The sequence below is a fragment of the Thermosynechococcus sp. HN-54 genome (assembly GCF_023650955.1).
Lineage (GTDB): Bacteria > Cyanobacteriota > Cyanobacteriia > Thermosynechococcales > Thermosynechococcaceae > Thermosynechococcus.
In genome coordinates this window covers 219,494-242,392 of the sequence record NZ_CP098039.1, presented here as the reverse complement: position 1 = coordinate 242,392, position 22,899 = coordinate 219,494, and the positions used below count along the sequence as shown (strand labels likewise).

Sequence of the window (22,899 nt, the reverse complement as noted above, 5' to 3'; positions counted from 1 at the left end):
CCGCAGAAGGGACAGCGGGCTGTATCGTCCCCGTCAATCCAGTCATAAATGTCAGACGGGTCAAAGACTCGAAGACAGTAGAAACAGCCGCAATACTCACTTTTTTCTAACTCTTCGCGATTGTAAATCGAGTGTCCAGTTTCCGTTGTTTTTTCTGTTCCAGTCACTTCCTTGGGCGGCTTAACAGTATTAAGACAAATAGATTTGTGTATGTCAATGCTGAGTTGTCAAGCGGATATGACTGCCTGTTTGTCGGACTATTTCATACTCTAATGACTTGAGAGTGCTGGCTAATTCTGCCCCTGTGATGTCCCGAGGTGGCTCATAGAGTACAACACTCATCTCGGACAAATGCAAACGGACGAGTTGGGGGCGTTCTCCTGAATTGGGGAAATGGCACTCCAGCGCATCCTTGATCATCTCTCGCAGGGAATCCAGGTCATTGGCCTGAGTAAAATTGTCGGCAGGGAAAATTCACTAGGGTAATGCGCTCCTCGCCGCAGATTGTGCAGTCTGGGAGGCGGCTAACTCCTGAGCCAACAGTTGCTGGTAGATCTCCTTGAGGTGGGGGGTGATGCGGTTGCTTTCAATGCCGTAGCCCAGACTTGTCCATGTATCTGACAGTAGGGCAAAGACTTCCTGCACGCGACCCTCCCGCAAGAGTTGGGGAATATCGGCATTCCAAGCGGCGGGATCTGTCAGCCAGCGATAGACCACCTGATCTTGATATTCTGGGGCAAAGCTATAGTCCTGCCAAAACCAGCTTGGCGGTTGGGGATGATACTGGGCGGCTTTTTCTTCCCAAGTGGTGGTGAGAAATTGATAGCGACCGGCGGCGGTGGTACACAGGTGCTGATTGGGGCCGCGGTGAATGGGAATACAGCGATCGGGATGCTGGCTGAGGTCTTGGACGTGTTCGCCACCATAGAGGAGGGTGTAGGGATTGGCGTCGTTGGCCTCACTGGCAGAAATGGTGCGCATCAGCGCTCGCACATAGGGGTCTCCTCCCTGCATCACCAAGGGGGCAATCTGACTAGGTTGCCAGCGGTACCAGTACCACCACAGGGCGCTCGAACGATGGGCCAACAAGGCATACCCCATGCCCCCAAGCAGGGCGATCGCCAGTAACGAACGGGAAAACCGCACCGAAGTTGTCCTCACACTGCTGCAACTGAGCGGAATAACTCTGGATAGGCCACTGGGGGCTGATCGGGACGGCTCACCACCTCAAAAATTTTGTTGTAGGCACTCGGCTCGCCCAAGGCGGCGACACAGATTTCCGCCACCCGCGATCGGGCGATACTGCCCTCAAAGAGGGTATCTGCTGGGGCGATGATTGGAAAGCCACCGTCATCGGTTTCCTTCAGACCCCCCGGCCGCACAATGGTGTATGTTAGACCGCTCTCTTGGAGATAACGTTCTGCCTGCTGTTTCCAATACAAAATCAGCCAAAAAAGATTTAGGGGATGGAAAAATTGGGAAACGCACAGCGACGAGACGAGAATAAACTGCTGCACATGGGCAGCCTTGGCAGCATCCACTAGATTCTTGGTGCCGAGATAGTCGACACTTAGGGGTTCCAAGGGGTTGAGGCTGGGGCTGACTCCTGTGGCACAGATGACCGCTTCACACTCTTTGAGCGCGGGGGGCAGGGTCTGGGGTTGGGTGACATCGGCGGTACGAATCTCCACTGTTGGCCAGCGCCCTTGGGCTTTGGCGGGGTTACGCACGACCGCGATCGCCTGATGCTCAGAGGATTGAAGGGCACTGACAATGCGCTGACCTGTACGCCCTGTGGCACCAATCACTGCAACTTTCACAACGCATCCCTCCGATGGCAACGCCTATGATCATAGGGGAATGTCCCAGTCTTCATCATCCTGAGGGGTGGAGTCTTTGGGGGGCGGCGGCGTCAGAATGCGATATTCCGCATCCACAACCTCTTCTGGGGGCGGTGGGGCTTTGGCGGTGGCTTTGCGGGAAGGGCGATATTGGTAGGCGTAGGGAGCACTGGGACGGGGTCGGTCTTGAACCTCAATCTCTGGTTCGCGGGGGGCTGGCCCTGGCTCACTAAACCAATCTTCGACATCGCTGGTATCTGGCTCTGGCTCATCCTGCGGTGGACGCATTGAGGGATCAAGTTCAGGTTCAGGGGGTTGCGATCGCGGGGTTGGGCGCGCTACTGGGGCTTCTGCCGTGAGCCAAAGTAAACACTGCCCCGCCACGATCCCTGAGAGAGCTGCCACCAGAATCCATGCGGCAAGGGGCAGCGCCGGCGTTTGCTGTCCCAAAAAGCGGAGGGGCACCACTGGCTGCCAATTTTGCACCACCAGTATCGTAAGCAGGGCGATCGCCCCCAGATAAATCCAAGCGCGCATTAGGAAAGGGGTCCTTGCCAACGTTGCAGAGGCACACAATCCAACCCTAACTGATCCAGCGCACGGGCGATCACAAAATCCACTAAGTCCTCAATGGTCTGCGGCCGGTGATACCACGCCGGGATAGCGGGTACAATTCGCGCCCCCGCCATTGCCAATTGGGTCAGGTTTTGCAGGTGAATCAGGCTAAAGGGGGTTTCGCGGGGCACTAGCACCAACGGACGGTGTTCCTTGAGGTGGACATCAGCCACCCGCTCTAGGAGATCGGAACTCAATCCTGCGGCCAACTTCGCCACTGTACTCATGCTACAGGGGAGAATCACCATGCCCAAGGTGCGAAAGGAACCGCTGGCGATCGCCGCTGCCACATCCGTGGGGCGGTGACAGGTGAGGGATCCCGTCCAGACTTGGGCTTGTTCGCGCCAAAAGAGGGTCTGCTTGTCGGGTTGTACGGGCAGGGTGAGGCCATATTCTGCCTGCCACACCTGATGCACGGCCTTTGATGCCACTAATTGAATAGGATAGTCCGCTTGTAATAGAAATTTAATGGCACGTACTGCGTAAATGAGACCAGACGCACCCGTTACACCCAAAACAATCGGTAAAGAAGAGGAGGTCACAACCGCGATCACCAAACAAAACCGTTATAAGGTTAACAAAGTTAGGGCAACTGCCCCCTTTTGATGCACTGCAATCCCGCCCAACGCGACTTGGTAAATGCCCATGACACTCCCCGATCCCTCATTTTCTTCCCCCAGTGAGTGGGCAGCCGTGTCTCCCGAAGTGCTCAGGGAGCTATTTGATGCGGCCTTGTTGGAGGGACTCGTGAGCACTGAAACCCCGGACTTAGAAGCCCTGTTTCAGGATTTGACTCCCCTCGATCTCAAACCAGCAGCGGGTGCGATCGCTCCCGAACAGTGGCAACAACTCCAAGCTCAGCACCAGCAAATTACCCAGCACCTTGAGGAAACCCTGACCTACCTTGCCAAGGTGAAAGCATTGGCCTATCAGCTTCAGGCCGTGGCCAGTGAGTTTGTGCCTACCCCCAAGTATCGGCGCCGCCACCCACCCCCACCTCACCCTTTGGAATATCTCACGGCTGAACTCCTGCGGGCGATCGCCCACACCCAAGCCAGTTTAGAACCCGTCTATGAACCCCTCCATCAACTAGGCGAAACCCTCAATGGTACCTCGACGCCACAGATTAGTGAATTTCCCCTAGAGCCTTAGTGAGGGGGCATGCGGGGTGGCTCCAATTGCGGTTCACTGGGGACGGGAGGGGTAGGCGTTAGCTCAGGACTGGGCAGGCTTTCTGGGGTGGGAAGTGGGCTTGAACTGGGTTGCGGGGTAGGCGTCGGAGGCGGTGTTGGTTCAGAGGTTGGCGTGGGTGTCGGTGTTGGAGTGATTGTCGGTTGAGGCGTGGGTGTTGGTGTCGGTTCAGGCTTCGGCATGGGGGCTTTAACTGCCAGTTGCAGCAGTTCCGGCACAGTAACAAAGTGATAACCTTTTTGCCGCAGGCGACGAATCAGCGTGGGGAGAGCTTGGCGGGTAGTGGCGCGATCGCCGCCGCCATCGTGGAGCAAAATAATACTACCCGGTTTCACTTCCTTAAAGGTGCGCTTAACAATGTCCGCGGCTGTGGTGTTGGGGCGGGTGTCGTGGGTATCCACCGACCACATGATGATGGTGTAGTTTTTCGACTTGGCATAATCCACTAGCCCTGTGGTCAAATTGCCTCCCGGTGGCCGAAAAAGGCGCGTTTGCGCTTGGCTTTGCTTGGCAATGAGCGCAGAGGTGTTTTCAATTTCTTGCTTGGCTACTTCAGGGTCAACGGGCTTGTAGGGATGACTCCAACTATGGTTGCCAACGGCATGACCCGCTTTGACAATGTCAGCAATGACATCGGGATACATGAGGGCGTGCTTGCCAAGGACAAAAAAGGTGGCCTTGACATCCTCCTCCTTGAGAATTTGCAGCACTTGGCGGGTTGAGGTTCCCCAAGGGCCATCATCAAAGGTCAGCGCCACCACTTTTTCAGGCTTTAGGGGTTTGACTTGATAGACCAACTGCCCCCAAAACTTCTGGGGACTGAGAAAGCGCGGCACATCCGCTGCCAGCGTCGCCGATGCTGCAAACAAAGCCAAGACTACCGACAGCTGCCACTGCCGTCCCATGGATGCTCCTTGAGTGAGGGTGAGTTAGGGGGCGATCGACGCCGGCTCCTTGAGCAGTGGAAATCCCAAAGCTTCCCGTTGTTGGACATAGGCTTGGGCAACGCGCCGTGCCAATCCGCGAATGCGACCAATGTAGCGCGTGCGCTCTGCCACCGAAATCACACCACGGGCATCCAGCAGGTTAAAGGTGTGGGAACACTTGAGCACATAATCCAAGCTGGGCAATACCAACTGCTTTTCCAGAAGCTGCTCCGCCTCCTGCTGGTAGAGACTAAAAAGGGTAAACAATCGTTCCGGGTCAGAGGCTTCAAAGTTATAGGTGGACTGTTCAATTTCCCCCTGCAAATGGACATCGCCGTAGGTGAGCGTGGGGTTCCAACGAATGCTGGCGATCGCATCCACCTCTTGGAGATACATCGTCAACCGTTCCAAGCCGTAGGTAATCTCAATGGAGACAGGCCGACAATCCAAGCCACCGCACTGCTGAAAATAGGTAAACTGCGTGACCTCCATGCCATCGAGCCAGACCTCCCAGCCCACACCCCACGCGCCAACGGCGGCATCCTCCCAGTTGTCCTCAACAAAGCGAATGTCATGCTCTTGGGGGCGAATGCCAAGGGCACGCAGCGACTCTAAATAGATCTCTTGGATATTGTCAGGAGAGGGCTTAATCAGCACTTGGTACTGGTAATAGTACTGATAGCGGTTGGGATTCTCGCCATAGCGACCATCTCCAGGTCGTCGACAGGGTTCGACATAGGCTACTGCCCAAGGTTCAGGGCCGAGGGCACGCAAAAAGGTATGGGGGCTTTTGGTACCGGCGCCCTTTTCCACGTCGTAGGGCTGGGCAATCAGGCATCCTTGAGCCGCCCAAAATTGGTGCAATGTAGCAATGACATCTTGAAAATACATGGACTTAGAGATGGATACCACACTCGGTTTTGCCCATGCCGCGCCAGCGACCCGCCCGTTCATCTTCCCCTTCAGCTACAGGGGTAGTGAGGGGTTCATCGCCAATACTGGCATAGCCGCGATCGTGGAGGGGATTGTAAATCACTCCGTGCTCCATCACGTAGGCCCACGTTTGTTTGCGTGTCCAAGCAGCAAGGGGATTAATTTTCAGCCGACCCTCTTTGTCTAGTTCCACGTAGGGCATATTGGCACGGGTGATCGCCTGATCGCGACGCCGTCCCGTAATCCAAGCCACAGTATTCAGTTCTGCCAAGCCCCGTTGCAGCGGTTCAATTTTAGTGAGATGGTGAAACTGCTCAACATTGGTTTCCCAAAGCTTATTGCCATAGCGAGCAGCAAAGGCCTCACGGCTGTCCACATCGGGGGTTTTGTAGGTGCGCAAATCCAGACCGTATTTTTCCTTCGCCCGCTGCACAAATTCAAGGGTCTCTGGAAAGTGATGCAGCGTATCCAAAAAGAGAACGGGCACTGGCGGATTGGGGCGCAGATCACGGTAGAGCAAATCCGTGATCATCATGTCATCCACATTAAAGGCACTGGTCTGCACCAGCCCTTGGGGAATTTCATCCACTGCCCACGCTAGAATTTCGCGGGGATGTGCCCCCTCAAAGCGTTGGTTCAGGGCATCGAGGTCAAAGCTTACGGATGCAGCCATAGGAGGTTTTAGCACGGTTTTAGAAAGTATCCTTTAGCTTACCAAAGAATTGGGTCTAAAGCCCCGCCCTGCGACTCGCGATCGCCTAGCAACGGCAGGGGGATTGTTGTTGGAGAAGACAATTCTTGGTGCCCTCTGGGGTGGACGACAATTAGGTGGGGGCTGGTGCCGCTGGCCGAGTCACCGTAGAATCAGGTTCCATTGTGAAAGAGGTAACGACCCGTTGGGCTGCTTGTCCACCGCTCGCAAATTCTCTATTCATTATCGCTACGGGATTCTCGGGAATCATTTCTATTAGCCCCCCAGTCATCACGTACTCCCCATCTCCAGAACCCACTGGCACCGTCAACGATCGCCCCATTCCTGCAACCCCGACCCTTCCTCTACCTCATGCCCCGCAGACACAACAAACCTTTGTGGCCGAAGCCCCCTTGCACGAAGCACTGACGCGGATTTGGGAGCAGGCACGGGCAACCAATGTGAGGGCATTGGCGAGTCTTGAAATTCGTCTTTACGACCCCAATGATGCCTTTGTGATTCTGGCCTATGTCCGTCAACTACCTGAGACGAAAACAACTGTCTCGTGGCAAGGTAGCTATCAGACGGTGGCGGGCAGTCACCTCGAATTTGAGTACGAGGGCGATTTCAATCGATCTAGGGTCTGTGAAGGACTTTTTGGCAGCACAGATGCGAGCAGCCAGTGAGAAGGAACTTCATGCCACCTACAAGATCGACTTTTCCAAAGGCTTAGAGTTGGCGGGCAATGCCCCAAAGCAGGTCACAGAACGCCATGATGGCCTGTGTGATGGGGATTGAGGAAATGGGACGGGAGGAGGCGGCCTATTGGTTGGGCATGGCACTGCATCGCCCGAATCCTCGGCGGGTCTTGGCAGCACTACGATTGTTGTTGCAGGAATAGAATCTCATCTTCTAGCAATGTGCTGGTAAGCATCAAGAACTTTTGGACAGTTGATAACATGGCTGAGCTAGGATGAGAGGGGAATAACGATCAGGGTGTATGACAACGCCTCAAGGAAAACGACGAATTACCGTAACGATAGATGCTCAGTTACTAGAGGCGATTGATCGCATATCCAAGAATCGCTCAGCAACTATTGAGAAAGCACTTCGACTATGGCATGCACATCAAGTTGAAGAGCAATTGCTGGCTTTTTATCAGCATCGCCCAGAGCGAGATGAGACTGAGGAAATCCAGTGGGCACAAGCAACCCAATTCAATGCTTTTGATGCTTGGCAACAGGAAAGTCCGTGGCATTCCTAGCCAGTCTCTTCCCAAGGCAAGGAGAAATTTATCTGACCAAGGCGCTCCGACAGTCAGGTGACACAAACAAAACGTCCTATCCTTATAGTTTCAATAGATATTCGTAACTCTTATGCTGCTACTGTGTTAGTTGTTCCTTTTTCAACTGATCTTGCAGCGTCCGCAGGAAACCCTTGTCGTATTCACTTTCCAGCAGGTGAAGGTGGACTTGACCATCCCTGTGTAGCAATGTGTGACTTAGTCACGACTGTTCAAAAAAAGTACTTAGAGCGAGGTTCCTATGGGCGTATTACTCAAGAGCTATTGAGGCAGGTACAACAAGGCATTCAAATCGCAATTGGAGTAGATATTTCGCTATTCTCCGCTGGATCAGCTCTAAAGAGAAGACGGCTCCAAAATCTCAACGAGAATCCGCATCAAAGTCTCAAGATCCTCGGGAACGCGGTACAGGATTAGGCCTTGTTGAGTTTGCTTTTGCGCTCGATGCAGTAGGCCAAATTGCCAAATATCCCCTGTGGAACCTGATGGGCTGCGGACTCTCTGTCCATTGGTCAAGGGCAACCAGTTCAACGTTTTAGGGAGAGTTCCAGCTTTGGTCGCCGGGCAGTCCCCTCTTTCCGTCACTGGCGATGATTCCCGAGCCACTCCCTGCCCAGAGCCTTAGTCGTCGTGAATTTCTAGCGTTGCTTGGCGATCGCCAAAAATAGCCGTGCCAATGCGCACCATGGTTGCTCCGGCTTGCACCGCAAGGGGATAGTCCTGCGTCATACCCATGGAATACTCCTGCCACTGAAGCTGCTGCCATGGTTTTGTGCTCAGCACTTCGCCCCAAGCCCGCAATTCTTGAAAGACCTGCAATTGTTCGGAGGGAGACAACCCCAAGGGCAGAATCGTCATTAGACCATAGCAGCGCAGATGGGAGAGGGCATCGAGTTGGGGGAGGGCTGCTTCGAGTTCTGATTTTTCCCAGCCGTGTTTTTGGGGGTCAGGGCGCAGCTTCACCTGCAATAGGCAGTGGGGACTGGGGGTGTCGGTTTCCCTAAGAACGGCATTGATGCGCTCAGCCAACTTCCAGCGGTCAACGGTGTGGATCCAGTCAAAGAGTTGCAGCGCCTGCCGCACTTTATTGGTTTGTAGGTGGCCAATGAGATGCCATGTAATATCCGTGAGATCCGCCAATTCCGCACGTTTGCTGGCCGCTTCCTGGACGCGACTTTCGCCAAAATCCCGAATGCCGGCCTCGTAGGCAGCACGAATGGCGGCCGCTGGCATAAACTTGCTCACGGCAATCAGACGCACATGGGGAGGAAGGGTTGATTTGAGGTGGGCAACGCGATCGCCAATTTCAGCAGCGGATAACACAGGCCATTTGCGGGCAAGGATGCTTTTTGATCGTAAAACCCTGTTGCAAAAATTGAAACCACGGCAGGATTTCTAGTTCCCTTGACTAGGCTAGAGGGTAGGATTCAGAACTGTTCTATGCCTGTGCCCCTCAAGCTCTCCCTCGGCCTCATTGGTTTACTGGCTCTCGGTACCCTTTTAGCGGGGAAGTTGCTCTCCCCAGGAGAAAATCTCATGTCCTCTGCCCAAGGTCAACCCAGTTGGGGAATTGAATCTAGCCCCTCGAGCGCTCCGCCAGCGAGACCCGAACCCCCCCCTCGCGTTTCTGTAGCCGACTACGATCGCTACCGCCAAGTGATTGAGCGCACCCGCAGCATGATCCACAACGCCGAAGCGCAGCGGCTGGCTCAGCAATATGGCTTGAACATTCTTGACATCACATGGGAGGACACGGCTCGCTACCACAACTCTGCCGTCGGCCCCAATATCAGTGACATGACGATTCAGATTCAGCAATACAACCCAGGCACCAAGGGTTATGAACTGAGTCTGATGCCCGTGATTCGCTTTCCCAATTTTAGCGATCGCACCGCGGATATTCCCCTTGAACGCTTTTTTATCCTTGTGGGCAATGAAAAGGGGAAACCGCTCCAACGGGTCAACCTCAAGGAATTTCTCGGCAATTTCCGCAACTATCTCCACAATCCCCGCTCATGGGCGGGTAACCGTCAGTCTCTGCTCGCACCTCGCGACAGCCATGTGCTGGTAAGTGCCCAAGCCTGTTTCCTACCCATTCCACCCCAAGGGGAAGCCACCTTTAACCCTGTGCTGTTTAACTACCAAAGCTACGAAAAAAATCCAGCCGTTTTAGCGATTCTCGTCACGCGCCAAGGCACCAGTGCCACCGTCATTGATAACAAGCGCGATGCCTTTGAAGCCGGCATGACGTGGGGACAGCGATTATTTTTCAACAAGAATGGCGAACGGGCGAGCCTAGTGGGACAACGCGCCAGTGATTTTGGAGTGAGAACCGGCGGTGGCGAGATCACCTCTGCCCAAGCGGAAGCGGCAGGGATGAATATGGTGATGCTGATCCAAGTGCCCCTGAAGCAGGCACCCCCGCCAAGAACCTTTCCCTCATTCTCCATGCCAACGCTGACGCAGGAAGCTGCCCCTTCTGCCGCTCTGAGCCGTTCCAATGTCGAGGCTGCTGTCATTAGTCACGGCAAGGTGGAAGGCCCCTTTACCGAAATTGACAACCTGCCCATCGAGCGAGATCCCCGCTTTCCCATCCGCGTCACGGTGCAATTTTACAAAGCCACGGACAATGGTGTGGTTTCTGCTGCCGATATGCGCCACATCCATGATCAAATTGCCAAAGTCTATAGCAATGCCGATTATGTCGGCAGCCTCGTGATTGATGGCGACACTGGGCGACCCACAGAATACACCGGCAGCAAGCAAGAACCCCCCGGCTGGTGGGACGACTTCTGGCAACGGCACCAACAAAATACCGGGCAAACCCGTGAGGAAGCCCTAGAGATGCTGCGGCGATTGCGGGGCAAAGACTGGATGCCTCGGTCGCAACGGGAACTGGAACAGGCATTGAAGGCGCTACAAAATCCCCCGCAGTAGGGAGGTCTGTCTAACGCCGCTGCTGTTTACTGACCCATTTGCGGCTAAAGCGCAGTTCCATGCCCATATCCTCCGCCCATACCTGTAGTTGCTTGAGAAAGGTTTGGCGATCGCTCGCTTGCAGAACCGCCAACTGATCCGCCGCTTCGAGGGCGTAGGGGTACCCTTGACCGGTAATCAGTTCACCGCAAAGCCAGCGAATCACCTGATCCAGCAAGCCCGCTTCGTAGATCCACAGGGGGAGTTCGAGGCGGACAGGGTAGCCCTGATGGGCTTTGAGGTAGCAAAAGCCAATGCCCTTAGACCAAGAACCATATTTCTCAAGGATACCGCCGCGATCGCAGATAAATAAGGGGGAGCGATCGCCCCACTGGGTCAGCACCGTGTTCAAGAGTTGGGCATCCGAGAGATGGGGACTAGGGGCAAGATGGTCAAGATGTCCCAAGAGCGTCACTAAATCCCGTGCTTGGGAGCTATCAATGTAGGCGACCACTGGAATACGTTGCTGCAAACTGGCCTCTAAGGTTTGGCGCAGAGCTGCCACATATCGCCCCTGCCACTCCGGGGCGTAGGACTCGGCAAAGGTGGCGACAAAGGAGCCATCAAACAGGAGCAACGCGGGTGCTGTGACCTCTGCCATGCGTTCCCGCAGGGTTTTTAGTTCCAGTTCAAAACGGCGCAGGTGAATGTAGCGTTCGTGGAAGCGGTATGTTTGCGGTTGAGCCAGTTCTGTCTCTGCTTGGCGCAGTTCCGCTGGTGTGATCAGTTCAAGAACAATTTCCTTGGCGTAGGGGCGATCGCGCCGATGGGGATTGAGAAACCACCCCGCCTGTACCACACCCACAGGCAAAAATAGCTCTTCACTGGGAACAATCTGGGAACCATCTACAGCAACAGTAGTGACATCCATGAGTTGCGTCATTGCCCACTCCCGCGCCGCCTGACGATGGAGCCACTGCATCCCCAAGGGAATACACCAGCCATGTTGCCAAGGTTCAATGGGGCGCGCTCCCCAATCCCTGATCTCAGGATCAATGGCAGCGGTGATGTCGGGAATGCTTTGTTGCTGCCATCTCCCTAGAGCCTGTTGATAGGCCTGTCGCACCTGAGCCAAGGCGGTGTCATAGCTGAGAAATTCAGCTTTTTTATGATTCAGTTGCTGCACCAGTTGGGAGAGGGGTAACACCATGACTGGGAAAGACTAGAGAAACGCCTCTTGCTATTCTCATCGGAATAGGTATGGGTTTGCCTTGTGTCCCCTCCTGCGGTAGATATTAAGGTGTCCACTGACCCTCCCCCCAAAAACTGTGAAGGCACTCAATCTCCTTGGCTCCACTGGCTCCATTGGCACCCAAACCCTTGACATTGTTGCCCAATATCCCGATCGCTTTCGCGTGGTTGGCCTTGCGGCGGGTCGTAACTTGGAGCGACTCATTCCCCAAATTCGTCAATTTCAGCCGGAGATTGTCAGTATTGCCGATCCTGAACAACTGCCGCAGTTAGAGGCAGCATTAGCCGATCTGCCCCAAAAACCGCAACTGGTGGCTGGTGAAGCGGGTATTGCGACGGTGGCGGCCTATGGGGATGCCGATATTGTAGTGACGGGAATTGTGGGCTGTGCCGGTCTAGTGCCGACGATCGCCGCCATTAAAGCGGGCAAAGATATTGCCTTGGCCAATAAAGAGACACTGATTGCCGGTGGCCCTGTGGTCTTGCCGCTGCTTCAGGAGTACGGTGTCAAGCTTCTGCCCGCCGATTCTGAGCACTCCGCCATTTTTCAGTGCTTGCAAGGGGTACCGGAAGGGGGACTGCGGAAAATCATTCTCACTGCCTCCGGGGGAGCTTTTCGCGATTGGCCGGTGGAGAAACTCTCTCAAGTGACGGTGGCGGATGCCCTGAAGCATCCCAACTGGTCAATGGGGCCGAAAATTACTGTGGACTCGGCAACCCTGATGAATAAAGGCCTAGAGGTCATCGAGGCTCACTACCTCTTTGGCATGGACTACGACAATATCGAGATTGTCATCCATCCCCAAAGCATTATTCACTCCCTCATTGAGTTGCAGGATACCTCGGTGCTGGCACAGTTGGGCTGGCCGGATATGCGCTTGCCGCTGTTGTATGCCCTCTCGTGGCCAGAGCGAATCCCCACGAATTGGTCGGCTCTAGATTTAGTGAAAGCTGGAAATTTAACCTTCCGATCGCCCGATCACCAAAAGTATCCCTGTATGGGACTGGCCTATGCTGCCGGTCGGGCTGGCGGAGCGATGCCAGCGGTGCTGAATGCTGCCAATGAACAGGCGGTGGCGCTCTTTATTGCCGAGGCGATTTCCTTCCTTGACATTCCGCGGCTGATTGAGATGACCTGCGATCGCTACTCTGTCCAAAATATTAGCAACCCCACCCTAGAGGACATTTTGGCTGCCGATCGCTGGGCGCGAGAAACGGTACAGGAGTTGGCACAACGGGATGTCAGCCCCATGGTTGCGCTATAGAGTGTGTCAAAATACCATCAGATTGCTTCAGAGGAGAGCCAATGGATACCCGCGCATTCAAGCGATCGCTACACAGTTCCGAAAACTACCACCGCAAAGGCTTTGGTCACGGTGAGGAAGTCAACCAGCAGCTCCAAGGCGAGTATCAAAGTTCTCTGATTCAGCAAATCCGTGCCAATGGCTATCGCTGGCAGCAGGGGGATGTGACGATTCGCTTGGCGGAGACCTTTGGCTTTTGTTGGGGCGTGGAACGTGCCGTTGCCCTTGCCTATGAAACCCGCACCCACTTTCCCACGGAGCGCATCTGGATTACCAATGAAATTATCCATAACCCCTCGGTCAATGAGCGCCTGCGGCAAATGGCCGTCGAATTTATCCCCGTCGTGAATGGGGTGAAGGATTTTAGCGAGGTACGCCAAGGAGATGTGGTGATTTTGCCCGCCTTTGGCGCCAGTGTCCAAGAAATGCAACTCCTCAGTGAGCGCGGCTGTACGATTGTGGATACCACCTGTCCTTGGGTGTCAAAGGTGTGGCACAGCGTTGAGAAGCACAAAAAAGTTAGCTTCACCTCGATCATTCACGGTAAGTACAACCACGAGGAAACCATTGCCACCAGTTCCTTTGCCGGGACGTATCTGATTGTGCTCAACCTCGAAGAAGCCCGCTATGTCTGCGATTACATCCTCAAGGGGGGCGATCGCGAAGCCTTCATGGCCAAGTTTGCCAAGGCCTGTTCTCCGGGCTTTGATCCCGATCGCGACTTGGTGCGCGTCGGCATTGCCAACCAAACCACCATGCTCAAGGGGGAAACAGAGCAAATTGGCAAATTGTTTGAACGTACGATGATCCAAAAATACGGTCCCGATCGCCTCAATGAGCACTTCATGAGCTTCAATACCATCTGCGACGCCACCCAAGAGCGCCAAGATGCGATGCTGAACTTGGTCAAGGAACCCTTGGATCTGATGGTAGTGATAGGTGGCTACAACTCCTCAAATACGACGCACCTACAAGAGATTGCCATTGAACACGGCATTCCTTCCTACCACATTGATTCTGCCGATCGCATTGGGCCGGGCAATCGCATTGAGCACAAGCCGCTGCATCAGGATCTCACCGTGGTTGAAAATTGGCTCCCCGATTGCCCAGTCACGATTGGTATTACCTCTGGTGCCTCCACTCCCGATAAGGTGGTCGAGGAGGTTCTCAATAAAATTTTTGCCCTGCGGTCTGTGGTAGCGGTTTCCTAGGCCTCTGGTTCTTGGGTCAAATCCCAAGCGGGCGATCGCTGACAACTGATCTCGTAGAGGGCAATGCCCACCGCCACTGAGGCATTTAGGCTATTGGTACGCCCCGCCAAGGGGATGGCGACAATTTCATCGCAGTGCTTTTGCGTTTGCAGGCTAATCCCTTCCCCTTCACTACCAACCACAAAGACCGTGGGGCGATCGAAGGTGATTTTCGGTAGGGGCACCGCTCCACGCTCCGAGAGGCCATAGATCCAATAGCCCGCCGCCTTCAGGGTTTCAAGGGCTTGGTTGAGGTTGATCACCCGTGCCACCGGTAAATACTCTAGGGCGCCTGCGGCGGCTTTGGCCACCGTTGCCGTAATCCCCACTGCCCGTCGTTGGGGAATAATCACCCCCTGCATCCCTAGCGCCTCTGCGGTGCGGATCATGGCACCAAGATTTTGGGGATCCGTAATACCATCGGCAGCCAAGAGTACTGGTTGATTCACGGTTGCGGCCTTGGCCAAGAGATCCTCAAGGGACCAGTATTTATAGGCAGCCACCTGAAGGGCGATCCCCTGATGTCGTCCCCGCTGGCACAGTTGATCGAGGCGTTCGGGGGTGACGGTATCAATGATCGCTCCCTGCTGTTTGGCTTCATTCAAGCGTTGATGAAAACGCGGATCGTAACGCAGCGAGGGAATCACCCAAATACGATTGCAGGGGCGGCCACTTTCAAGGGCTGAGAGCACGGCATGGCGACCATAGAGGAGTTCGGGGGCATCCTCCGTCGGGGCAGTTGGGGGTGCTTTCCGAATTGGTTTAGCTGGGGTGCGTCGCTGGGGGCGAGGAGGGCGGGTCGCTGTCGGGCGATTTTTTTTGCGGGGACGAGGTTTCTCGGTCATGAAGAGTCACTAAGATTGCAGATCTTCCCTAGGGTGTTCGCTGAAACATCGCAAGGGGGCGATCGCCATCATAGAACGTCAATGTATTTCCCTCAATGCGGTAGCGGTTCGTTTGCGCAAGGGTCTGCAAAAACGACATCTCCATCCTTTGAGCCCGTTGACCAATACAGGCGCGCCGCGTTGTCGCCACTGCCGAAAACCGCAATTGCTGGCCATTGACGCTGTAGCCACCGTTAAAGTTATTGCAGCCACTGAAGCCCGTTGCTCGCTGGGCATTGCTATCAAACTCAATAAATGCCGTATCCATGGGATTGCGCGGTGGCATCGGCATATTGGCTAGACGCTGAAGTTGCCAGCGGCCACTGAGCGGACTTTCAGTTGCACCCGCTTCAAAGGTCAACAGCAGGCGATTGCCCTCAAAGAGTTGCAGGGTATTTCCTTGAACGCGGTAGCGGTTGGTGCGGCTCAGCCCCTGTAGCATTTGGGTTTCCACCCTCTGAAGCGGTTCTTGGCTGCAGAGGCGTTGGGTGGTTGCTAAGGGAGCAAAAAGCAGACGCGGGCCGTTGGCGGTGTAGCCACCATTAAAGTTATTACAGCCCGTAAAACCATTGGCACGGCGGTTAGCACTATCAAACTCAATAAAGGCGGTATCCACTGGAACGGCTTGATTGCCAATGCGTCTGAGACGCCACCGTTGACCGCTGAGGCTTAGTTCCGGGGGTTGAGAGGGAGTGTTATTCGCCGTTGGTTGCGTGGAAACGGCTACAGGCACCAAGCGCGGCACAGGCAGTAGTCTCCCTTCGAGGCGATAGGTCACGGTACTGATGCGACTGGGGCAACAGAGGGGATCATTGGGCGTGTAGCGGGCAAAGTCTGCGGTGAAGGTGCCATCGTTTTGGAACTTGACCTCACCTAGGAATGAGCCATCAGTGCGGGAATCCATGAGATTCGGCGATAAGGTTCCCAAGTAGCGTCCCCCGGAAAAGACAAAGGCCTGATACCCCATCGGACGACACATGCCATCAAAGCTACTATTGCCGAGAATAATTTCCACATTCTGATGGCGAATGGGTGTACCCACTAGATGCCAGCCTCGCTGTTGGATCAGGCGATCGGCCATAGATTGGGGGGAGCGCAGGGTGCTGCGACAGCGGTTCAGTTCAGTTGGATTGGGATTGCCCCTTGGGGGAATGTCGAGGATAGGAAGGTTGGGATTCCAGTTACGCAGGGGTTGATCCAGCCAAGACTGAGGTGCGGCAAAACTGACGGGGGCGATCGCCAGCGTTGTGGCCACTGTATAGAGAGTAACTAGGCTAGCCGCTGTGGGAAACTGAATCATTGTTGGCAAAGACCAATAACTATGGCGCTATCTCTAGGGACGTAAGGCCAGTATAAGGGTTCCAAAATGTTTCCCAAGATAAAGATCCAGAAACCTTTAGGCGATTCCCTGAACCAAGCACTCTAGTGCCAAACCTTGCGCACTGCTGTAGTGCCCATAGCTAAAGACGCGGGGCACATCGGGGTGCAGATGCTGGGCAATCTTGCGGTAGGCATAGGGACTGCCATAAACCACCAGACCTGCCAGTTGATTTTGGGTTTGCAGTCGTTCGAGGGTGGCGATCGCTGGCGCGCTTAAACCGGCTTTACCTCTGAAGGGATTGCCGCGACTAAACACTTGGAGGAGTGTGGGTTCACTGGGCAGACCCTCAATCATGGTCAGCGGTGTTTGCTGATCAATCACCAGCCGTTGGCGAAATCCCCAAGTGGGGGGCAGTGTCAATGCGGGACAGGTGCGGTTCAAAAAGCTGGCGTCCAAGGCATCATCCACGATCAGACAATTCACCCCTGAGGTCACGGGTTGCAAGGCTTGGCCGGCACGTTCCATACTCTCTTGGGCAATGGCAGTAGTCACCTCAACTGCTGGTGTGGTTTGGAAATAGTCCAACTGCAATGCCAAAGGCTGAAGGCGCGCCTTAGTGGATTGGATGCGATTCACAGAGGCTTGAATGCGTTCAGGGGAAATGCGGCCTGACTCAACGGCGGCAACCACCGCTTCAATGGCGGCGGGGGGATCTAGGGGCATGAGCAAAATATCAGCACCGGCTTCTACAGCTTTGACAGCGGCTTCGGCGGTACCGTAGGTGTTGGCGATCGCCCCCATGACCAATGCATCGGTCACAATTAGACCATTAAACCCCATCTCTTGGCGCAGGATTCCCGTGAGAATCTGCGAAGACAGGGTAGCGGGTCGCTCGGCATCCAAGGCGGGTAGGTGGACATGGGCGCTCATGACGGTATCCACCCCTGCGGCAATGGCAGCAACAAAGGGCGGCCATTCAATGGCTTGCAGGCGATCGCGATCGTGGGGAATCACCGGCAGTTCCAAGTGGGAGTCCGTGGCTGTATCCCCATGGCCAGGAAAGTGCTTTGCCGTTGTTAGCACTGGATAGGCACGTGCCCCCTGAATAAAAGCGGTTGCGAGGGTACTGACAATGTCTGGTTCCTCACCAAAGGCACGCACATTAATCACCGGGTTCGCGGGGTTATTATTCACATCCACCACCGGAGCAAGAACCCAATTCAAACCAATGGCTAAAGCCTCGGCTGCGGTGGATGCCCCCATTGCCCTTGCAAGGTCAACTGCCCGTTCTCGGTTCTTTTGGGCAATGGCTCCTAAAGCCGCTGGCGGGGGAAATTGTGTCGCACCACTGAAGCGTTGACCAACCCCCTCCTCAATATCCGCCGCTAGTAATAGGGGAATCGTCGCCCAAGATTGAAGTTGCCGACAGCGTTCTGCCGCTTCGACGGCACTGCCCCCCACAAGGATCACCCCGCCAACTCCCCAGTCTTTAAGCCAGTGTTTTAAGGTGTTTTGGGGCGGCTCCCAAGCGGGGTACTGAATCTGGCGATCGTAGAGGTAGCCACTGGCTCGCACAACCACCATCTGCGCTACCTGTGCCCGCAGCGAAAGATCAGCAAGAGGGGGAATAAATGTCATGGGCGTAATCTCATTTAGAACAAAATTTCACAAATCAATAACTTCCTTATTCAGCATATAAAAAATTGTCTCAAACTCTCTCAGGTAACTGGTCTGATTTTTTATACTAAAAGTACAGCCTTTACCTAATGATCTTGAGGCGAAGTCCGATTCCGTTGCTCCGGTAGAGCAAGTTTCAAGTTTTTCCTGCGGTGTTCAATCATTAAGCCAAAGGCTGAAGCCTAAATCGCTTTCTTTAGGAGTTGACCTATGTTAAAAGCACTACGTGAGAAACTGCAAAGTATGATGGTCTTTTTGATGGAGGCATTTGGGCGCATCTTCACCCCTCGCAATGATCACTATCCTTCCACAGGAGCGCAGCCCTTCACGGGAACACCCTCCCGTAAGAGTTAGTTACTGTCTTCCGCAAGCAGAATCCCTGTAGAGACTTTACAGGTAAAAATAACTAGTATTAGTTCGGCATCAGCTCCGCCATAGCGGCAATCATGGGGCTGGTGCAGTTTTTTTGATGAGCTTGGGGCGATCGCCCAAACTGTTAAAACCTAGAGATAACGTTCGGCACTGGAGATACCACTAAAAGGTCACAACCACTGAATCTAACGGCATATTGCAGAATCAATTAAGGAATATTTCAGATATTGAATTTCCCGTTAACATTTGAGCATTCCCCAAGGTCTATGCTAACTTAAAAGTAGGCACAGCAAAGAAGGGTTAACGATAAGAGTGAACTTAAGGCTTGTGCCTCCCAGTCCTTGAGTTCGGGATAAAGCAAAGTTACTCCAAGATAAATTTCACTCCTGTCTTGCGAGTAATATCAAAATCAATCCTTTGAGCTTCACCGTTGTATAGTTGTCCTCTCGCTTTATCCAGCCTTGTCGTTTGTGTGGTTACTGCCGAAGTCCCCATCCTGTCGTCCATGGGAGTTAAGGCAAAGCTAGGTAACCTCCCAGTATCCAAGGTCGTCAACGTTGACAGCAATCCATTACCTAGTGTCCATGCTCCAAGCTTGATCGGTTGAGATCGCCTAGTGGGGGTTTGGATCGCCAGCTAAAACCACATTTTGTCCACGTTAGTTGTTGAGTTGATTCGTCATTGCTAACTTCGTTAGGGGTCTTGCTGCCGTCAGCTTGACCCCCTCGTTTTATTCTTAGGCTATTGAGTCAGTTGGGGTTGTCGCATCGCCCGTGCCAGTTCTGCGGCTACTTCTGGCCGCGAAAACTCTGGGGGGGGCAATTCTCCGCGACGCAGCATTTCCCGTACCTTGGTGCCTGAGAGGTGAATGCGTTCTTCAGGTTGGCTGGGACTGGTTTTACTGGTGGCCATAGACTGGGTGCGGGTGCAGTAGAAGGCATGCTCAAACTTTAGAGGAATAATGCCCAAGGCTGCTGGATCAAATTCATCAAAGATATGTTGGGCATCATAGGTACCATAGTAGTCCCCGACGCCCGCGTGATCGCGACCCACAATGAAATGGGTACAGCCGTAATTCTTGCGTACTAACGCATGGAAAATCGCTTCCCGTGGCCCTGCATAGCGCATGGCTGCCGGATTAATGGCCAGAATCACCCGATCTTTGGGGAAGTAGTGCTCCAGCATAATTTCATAGCAGCGCATCCGTACATCGGCAGGAATGTCATCCTCCTTAGTGGCACCCACCAAGGGATGCAAAAAGAGGCCGTCCACAATTTCAAGGGCACATTTTTGGATATATTCATGGGCACGGTGGATGGGGTTGCGGGTCTGGAAACCGACGATCGTGCGCCACCCTTTTGCACGGAAGAGGGCACGGGAATCCACCGGATCAATGCAGTAGTTGGGGAATTGAGGATGAGGATGCCGCTCTAGGAGCCAAATCGAGCCTGCAAGGTTGATTTCTCCCTGTTCATAGACCACTTTGACGCCGGGGTGTTTGTCATCTTCGGTGCGATAGACACAGCGCGCCTCACGGCGTTTGTCATAGGTGTATTTTTCGGTGAGTTCAAGAATGCCCAAAAACTGACCCGCTGCATTATCGAGGCGAATGGTTTGGCCAATTTCTAGGCGAGCAGCCACCTCAGTACTGACCGAGAGGGTAATGGGAATTGACCAAGGTAAGCCATTGGCAAGGTACATTTCCTCAACCACCCGCTCGTAGTCGGCCTGTCCCATAAACCCCGTCAGCGGACTAAAGCCACCAATGGCAATGAGTTCTAAGTCAGAGACAGCGCGCTCATCGAGGGTAATGCGGGGCAATTGATCGGCACGGGCCAGCCACGCCTGTTTTTGTTCAGGGGAGAGGATTCGATTTACAAGGATACCGCCGTGGGGGGCGATCGCATCCTTTGTCTGTACTGTTGCTGATGGACTCAATGTGGAACTCCTTTTTGGGGCTGGATGAACCTGTTGCAAAACTTCATAACTAAGATAGAAGTCATTATTGGACGAATGGGTGCATGAGACAACTGGTCGAACCCTATCGTTATGGCGTCGAGCGGGAGTGGTGCTGGCGGGGGTGGCAGAGTCGCTATAGTTTTTGGCGATCCACTCATGGGGGGTCTCCTGTGATCTTGCTGCACGGCTTTGGGGCCTCTCTACGGCATTGGCGATACAATCTTCGGGCTTTGGGAGAGCATCAGCCGACGTATGCCCTTGATTTGATGGGGTTGGGAGCGTCAGAAAAACCCATTGCTGCCTATGGAGCTGAGTTTTGGGCGGCTCAGGTTCATGCCTTTTGGCAAGGAATTGTTGGGCAACCAGCCGTGCTTGTTGGCAACTCCATTGGTGCTTTGATTGCCCTTACCTGTGCTTATCGCTACCCAGAGATGGTGTCGGGGGTAGTGATGTTGAGCCTGCCGGATCCAGCCGTGCGCGAGGAGTTGATTCCGAGGGCGATCGCCCCCCTTGTGAGCGGAATTGAACAGATATTTACGGCTCCTTGGCTGCTGCGCACCCTTTTTTACACGATTCGCCGTCCCTTCATTGTCAAGGGTTGGGCACAACTGGCCTACGCCAACCCCGATTGTGTGAATGATGAATTGCTAGAAATCTTGCTCACGCCTGCCTATGACCGTGATAGCGATCGCGCCTTTGTGCACATCATCCGCGCCATGAGCCGCACGGATTTTGGACCGAGTGCCAAGACCATGCTCAAAAGTGTGTCCCAACCCCTATTGCTGATCTGGGGCAAGCAGGATCGCTTCATCCCGCCGATACTGAGCCAGCAGTTTCAACAGGTACAGCCAATGATGCAGGTGGTGGAGTTGGATCACACGGGTCACTGTCCCCACGATGAGCAACCCGATCGCGTGAATGCCTTGCTTTTGGATTGGTTGCGCCGCCACAAACTTGCGCAGAGTTGAGTCTTGCCGTTGCAGGCTCTATGATCACCACAACCTTAGGAGTTGGCGGGGTTCATGTTTAGGCTGATTACGGTTTTCTGGGCGTTTATTTTTATTGGTGTTTTGCTGCTGTTGGGGCGCATTGTGCGGCAGCGCTGGGCACTGATGCGATCGCTCTATATGCCCAGTTCAGTGATTGCGGGCGTCTTGGGACTCATCCTTGGTCCTAGTGTGCTGGGGGCGATCGCCAGTCAAATTGCACCCGACTCTGGTCTGGCCAATGGTCTTTTTGCCGAAGACATTCGGGAAGTCTGGAAACAGTCTCCCAGTATTTTCATCAATATCGTTTTTGCCTGTCTATTCTTGGGTGAAATCATTCCCACGCCGCGGGACATTTGGCAGAAAGCCTCACCGCAGGTGGCCTTTGGTCAGATTCTGGCTTGGGGACAATACGTGGTCGGTCTGCTGCTGGTCTTGCTCGTTCTAAGCCCCCTGTTTGGCATGGATGCCATTGCTGGTACGCTCATTGAAATTACCTTTGAGGGTGGACATGGGACTGCCGCTGGCATGGCTGAGACCTTCAAGGAGTTGGGTTTTGCAGCCGGCGCCGATATGGCGTTGGGCTTGGCCACTGTGGGTTTAGTCTCTGGGGTAGTTTTTGGGGTGACACTGATCAACTGGGCGCGGCGCACAGGACGCTTGCAGGTGAAACCTTTACTGAACTGGGAAGAACAGGAGAAGGCAGACCCCCATCCCCAGGATGACCCGGAGACACGGGCACGACGACAACAACTGCTGCGGGATTTGCTCATTGATCCCCTGTCATTGAATTTCTGTTTTGTGGGCTTGGCGATTATTGTGGGCTGGGTGATTCTCGAAGCCCTGCGGCTATTGGAGCGTGTCACTTGGGGACAAACGAGTTTGACCTTAATGCCTTACGTGCCCCTGTTTCCCCTTGCCCTGATTGGTGGCATTATTGTTCAGTTAATCCTGACCCGTTGGCGCAAACAGTACTTGATTAGTCGGCCATTGATTAACCACATCGGCGGTGTGGCTTTGGACGTAACCATTGTTACCGCTTTAGCAACCCTTTCGTTGGCAGCTATCGGTGAGAACCTGATCCCCTTTATTCTTTTGAGCTTGGGGGGAATTGCTTGGAATCTCTTTGTCATGCTGTATCTAGCGCCGCGAATTTTCCCCACCTTTTGGTTTGAGCGCGGTATTGGCGACATGGGACAATCGATGGGGGTGACCTCCACGGGGTTGTTACTGATTCGCATGGTGGATCCGCATAATCAATCGGGCGCCTTGGAAAGTTTTGCCTACAAACAAATTCTCTTCGAGCCGATTGTCGGGGGTGGTTTATTTACAGCAGCAGCACCCATTCTCATCCGTAATTTTGGTGTCGTGCCCGTACTGGCACTTACGGGTGGGCTGTTAGGCCTGTGGTTAGTGTTTGGCTTATGGAACTGTCGGCACATCCGGCGATCGCTCCTGCAAAATTGACCCCATCTAAGG

24 protein-coding genes are annotated in these 22,899 nt (G+C 54.1%); 11 read left to right on the top strand and 13 right to left on the bottom strand.

Annotation, left to right across the window (positions count from 1 at the left end):
• Positions 1–477: 477 nt before the first annotated feature.
• The 4 genes from NBE99_RS01175 to NBE99_RS01160 are packed head-to-tail and all read right to left on the bottom strand — an operon-like array spanning position 478 to position 2,998.
• Entirely contained in the window at positions 478–1,101 is a 624-nt protein-coding gene (locus tag NBE99_RS01175) for a lysozyme (protein ID WP_399371021.1), read from the bottom strand.
• A 56-nt stretch (positions 1,102–1,157) separates the two neighbouring features.
• Positions 1,158–1,820: an SDR family oxidoreductase gene (locus NBE99_RS01170; protein ID WP_250682695.1), complete on the bottom strand. Its 663-nt coding sequence runs from the start codon at positions 1,818–1,820 to the stop codon at positions 1,158–1,160.
• A 30-nt stretch (positions 1,821–1,850) separates the two neighbouring features.
• Positions 1,851–2,378 (bottom strand): hypothetical protein, encoded by a 528-nt coding sequence (locus NBE99_RS01165; RefSeq protein WP_250682694.1) that lies wholly within the window; start codon positions 2,376–2,378, stop codon positions 1,851–1,853.
• The gene (locus NBE99_RS01160; protein WP_250682693.1) at positions 2,378–2,998 is read right to left on the bottom strand and encodes a flavin prenyltransferase UbiX; all 621 of its coding nucleotides are present in this window, start codon (positions 2,996–2,998) and stop codon (positions 2,378–2,380) included. The genes NBE99_RS01165 and NBE99_RS01160 overlap by 1 nt, the downstream gene beginning before the upstream one ends.
• 103 nt (positions 2,999–3,101) lie before the next feature.
• On the opposite strand from NBE99_RS01160, the gene NBE99_RS01155 reads away from it, so the two are divergent.
• Positions 3,102–3,608, top strand: coding sequence for a hypothetical protein (locus tag NBE99_RS01155; RefSeq protein WP_250682692.1), 507 nt, complete (start codon positions 3,102–3,104; stop codon positions 3,606–3,608).
• Here the strand turns inward: NBE99_RS01155 and NBE99_RS01150 are convergent.
• From NBE99_RS01150 to cysH, 3 genes are read right to left on the bottom strand one after another with little or no spacing between them, the layout of a single operon-like run.
• Positions 3,605–4,552 carry a polysaccharide deacetylase family protein gene (locus tag NBE99_RS01150; protein ID WP_250682691.1) on the bottom strand — a complete coding sequence of 316 codons (948 nt, stop codon included), beginning with the start codon at positions 4,550–4,552 and terminating at the stop codon, positions 3,605–3,607. The two genes, NBE99_RS01155 and NBE99_RS01150, sit on opposite strands and share 4 nt — an antisense overlap.
• Before the next feature lie 24 nt (positions 4,553–4,576).
• Positions 4,577–5,464 (bottom strand): glycine--tRNA ligase subunit alpha, encoded by an 888-nt coding sequence (gene glyQ, locus NBE99_RS01145; protein ID WP_250683670.1) that lies wholly within the window; start codon positions 5,462–5,464, stop codon positions 4,577–4,579.
• A 4-nt stretch (positions 5,465–5,468) separates the two neighbouring features.
• Entirely contained in the window at positions 5,469–6,179 is a 711-nt protein-coding gene (gene cysH, locus NBE99_RS01140; RefSeq protein WP_250682690.1) for a phosphoadenosine phosphosulfate reductase, read from the bottom strand.
• A 155-nt stretch (positions 6,180–6,334) separates the two neighbouring features.
• Between cysH and NBE99_RS01135 the strand changes: the two genes are divergently transcribed.
• The 4 genes from NBE99_RS01135 to NBE99_RS13285 all read left to right on the top strand — a co-directional run bounded on the left by NBE99_RS01135 (position 6,335) and on the right by NBE99_RS13285 (position 7,917).
• Positions 6,335–6,883 (top strand): hypothetical protein, encoded by a 549-nt coding sequence (locus tag NBE99_RS01135; protein ID WP_250682689.1) that lies wholly within the window; start codon positions 6,335–6,337, stop codon positions 6,881–6,883.
• Positions 6,884–6,969: 86 nt separating this feature from the next.
• On the top strand, positions 6,970–7,098 hold the full coding sequence (locus NBE99_RS13210; RefSeq protein ID WP_256468057.1) for a hypothetical protein: 129 nt from the start codon (positions 6,970–6,972) through the stop codon (positions 7,096–7,098).
• Positions 7,099–7,197: 99 nt separating this feature from the next.
• The gene (locus NBE99_RS01130) at positions 7,198–7,461 is read left to right on the top strand and encodes a ribbon-helix-helix domain-containing protein (protein WP_250682688.1); all 264 of its coding nucleotides are present in this window, start codon (positions 7,198–7,200) and stop codon (positions 7,459–7,461) included.
• A gap of 57 nt (positions 7,462–7,518) precedes the next feature.
• Positions 7,519–7,917 carry a type II toxin-antitoxin system PemK/MazF family toxin gene (locus tag NBE99_RS13285; protein ID WP_315897277.1) on the top strand — a complete coding sequence of 133 codons (399 nt, stop codon included), beginning with the start codon at positions 7,519–7,521 and terminating at the stop codon, positions 7,915–7,917.
• A gap of 204 nt (positions 7,918–8,121) precedes the next feature.
• Here NBE99_RS13285 and NBE99_RS01125 read toward each other — a convergent pair whose 3' ends face one another.
• Positions 8,122–8,823 carry a YggS family pyridoxal phosphate-dependent enzyme gene (locus NBE99_RS01125; RefSeq protein ID WP_250682687.1) on the bottom strand — a complete coding sequence of 234 codons (702 nt, stop codon included), beginning with the start codon at positions 8,821–8,823 and terminating at the stop codon, positions 8,122–8,124.
• Positions 8,824–8,940: 117 nt separating this feature from the next.
• On the opposite strand from NBE99_RS01125, the gene NBE99_RS01120 reads away from it, so the two are divergent.
• Positions 8,941–10,437 carry a hypothetical protein gene (locus tag NBE99_RS01120; RefSeq protein ID WP_250682686.1) on the top strand — a complete coding sequence of 499 codons (1,497 nt, stop codon included), beginning with the start codon at positions 8,941–8,943 and terminating at the stop codon, positions 10,435–10,437.
• A 10-nt stretch (positions 10,438–10,447) separates the two neighbouring features.
• Here the strand turns inward: NBE99_RS01120 and NBE99_RS01115 are convergent, their stop codons facing one another.
• Positions 10,448–11,626, bottom strand: coding sequence for a DNA double-strand break repair nuclease NurA (locus NBE99_RS01115; RefSeq protein ID WP_250682685.1), 1,179 nt, complete (start codon positions 11,624–11,626; stop codon positions 10,448–10,450).
• Positions 11,627–11,744: 118 nt separating this feature from the next.
• Here NBE99_RS01115 and NBE99_RS01110 point away from each other — a divergent pair, with 118 nt between their 5' ends.
• Both NBE99_RS01110 and NBE99_RS01105 read left to right on the top strand, forming a co-directional pair.
• Positions 11,745–12,932 carry a 1-deoxy-D-xylulose-5-phosphate reductoisomerase gene (locus tag NBE99_RS01110; RefSeq protein WP_250682684.1) on the top strand — a complete coding sequence of 396 codons (1,188 nt, stop codon included), beginning with the start codon at positions 11,745–11,747 and terminating at the stop codon, positions 12,930–12,932.
• A gap of 41 nt (positions 12,933–12,973) precedes the next feature.
• Complete coding sequence (locus NBE99_RS01105; protein ID WP_250682683.1) at positions 12,974–14,182, top strand: 4-hydroxy-3-methylbut-2-enyl diphosphate reductase; 1,209 nt, start codon at positions 12,974–12,976, stop codon at positions 14,180–14,182.
• Here NBE99_RS01105 and rlmB read toward each other — a convergent pair.
• From rlmB to NBE99_RS01090, 3 genes are all read right to left on the bottom strand, one after another.
• Positions 14,179–15,066, bottom strand: a complete 888-nt coding sequence (gene rlmB / locus NBE99_RS01100) for a 23S rRNA (guanosine(2251)-2'-O)-methyltransferase RlmB (RefSeq protein WP_250682682.1) — start codon at positions 15,064–15,066, stop codon at positions 14,179–14,181. The genes NBE99_RS01105 and rlmB overlap by 4 nt on opposite strands.
• Before the next feature lie 28 nt (positions 15,067–15,094).
• Positions 15,095–16,405: an META domain-containing protein gene (locus tag NBE99_RS01095; protein WP_250682681.1), complete on the bottom strand. Its 1,311-nt coding sequence runs from the start codon at positions 16,403–16,405 to the stop codon at positions 15,095–15,097.
• 96 nt (positions 16,406–16,501) lie between these two features.
• Complete coding sequence (locus NBE99_RS01090) at positions 16,502–18,064, bottom strand: glycoside hydrolase family 3 N-terminal domain-containing protein (protein WP_250682680.1); 1,563 nt, start codon at positions 18,062–18,064, stop codon at positions 16,502–16,504.
• A 249-nt stretch (positions 18,065–18,313) separates the two neighbouring features.
• Between NBE99_RS01090 and NBE99_RS01085 the strand changes: the two genes are divergently transcribed.
• Positions 18,314–18,457 (top strand): hypothetical protein, encoded by a 144-nt coding sequence (locus NBE99_RS01085; RefSeq protein ID WP_181495457.1) that lies wholly within the window; start codon positions 18,314–18,316, stop codon positions 18,455–18,457.
• Positions 18,458–19,216: 759 nt separating this feature from the next.
• Here NBE99_RS01085 and sat read toward each other — a convergent pair.
• On the bottom strand, positions 19,217–20,413 hold the full coding sequence (sat, locus tag NBE99_RS01080; RefSeq protein ID WP_250682679.1) for a sulfate adenylyltransferase: 1,197 nt from the start codon (positions 20,411–20,413) through the stop codon (positions 19,217–19,219).
• 83 nt (positions 20,414–20,496) lie between these two features.
• On the opposite strand from sat, the gene NBE99_RS01075 reads away from it, so the two are divergent.
• A complete protein-coding gene (locus NBE99_RS01075) occupies positions 20,497–21,402 on the top strand; it encodes an alpha/beta fold hydrolase (protein WP_250682678.1) in 906 nt (301 codons plus the stop codon).
• A 54-nt stretch (positions 21,403–21,456) separates the two neighbouring features.
• Positions 21,457–22,887, top strand: coding sequence for a sodium/glutamate symporter (locus NBE99_RS01070; RefSeq protein WP_250682677.1), 1,431 nt, complete (start codon positions 21,457–21,459; stop codon positions 22,885–22,887).
• Positions 22,888–22,899: the final 12 nt, after the last annotated feature.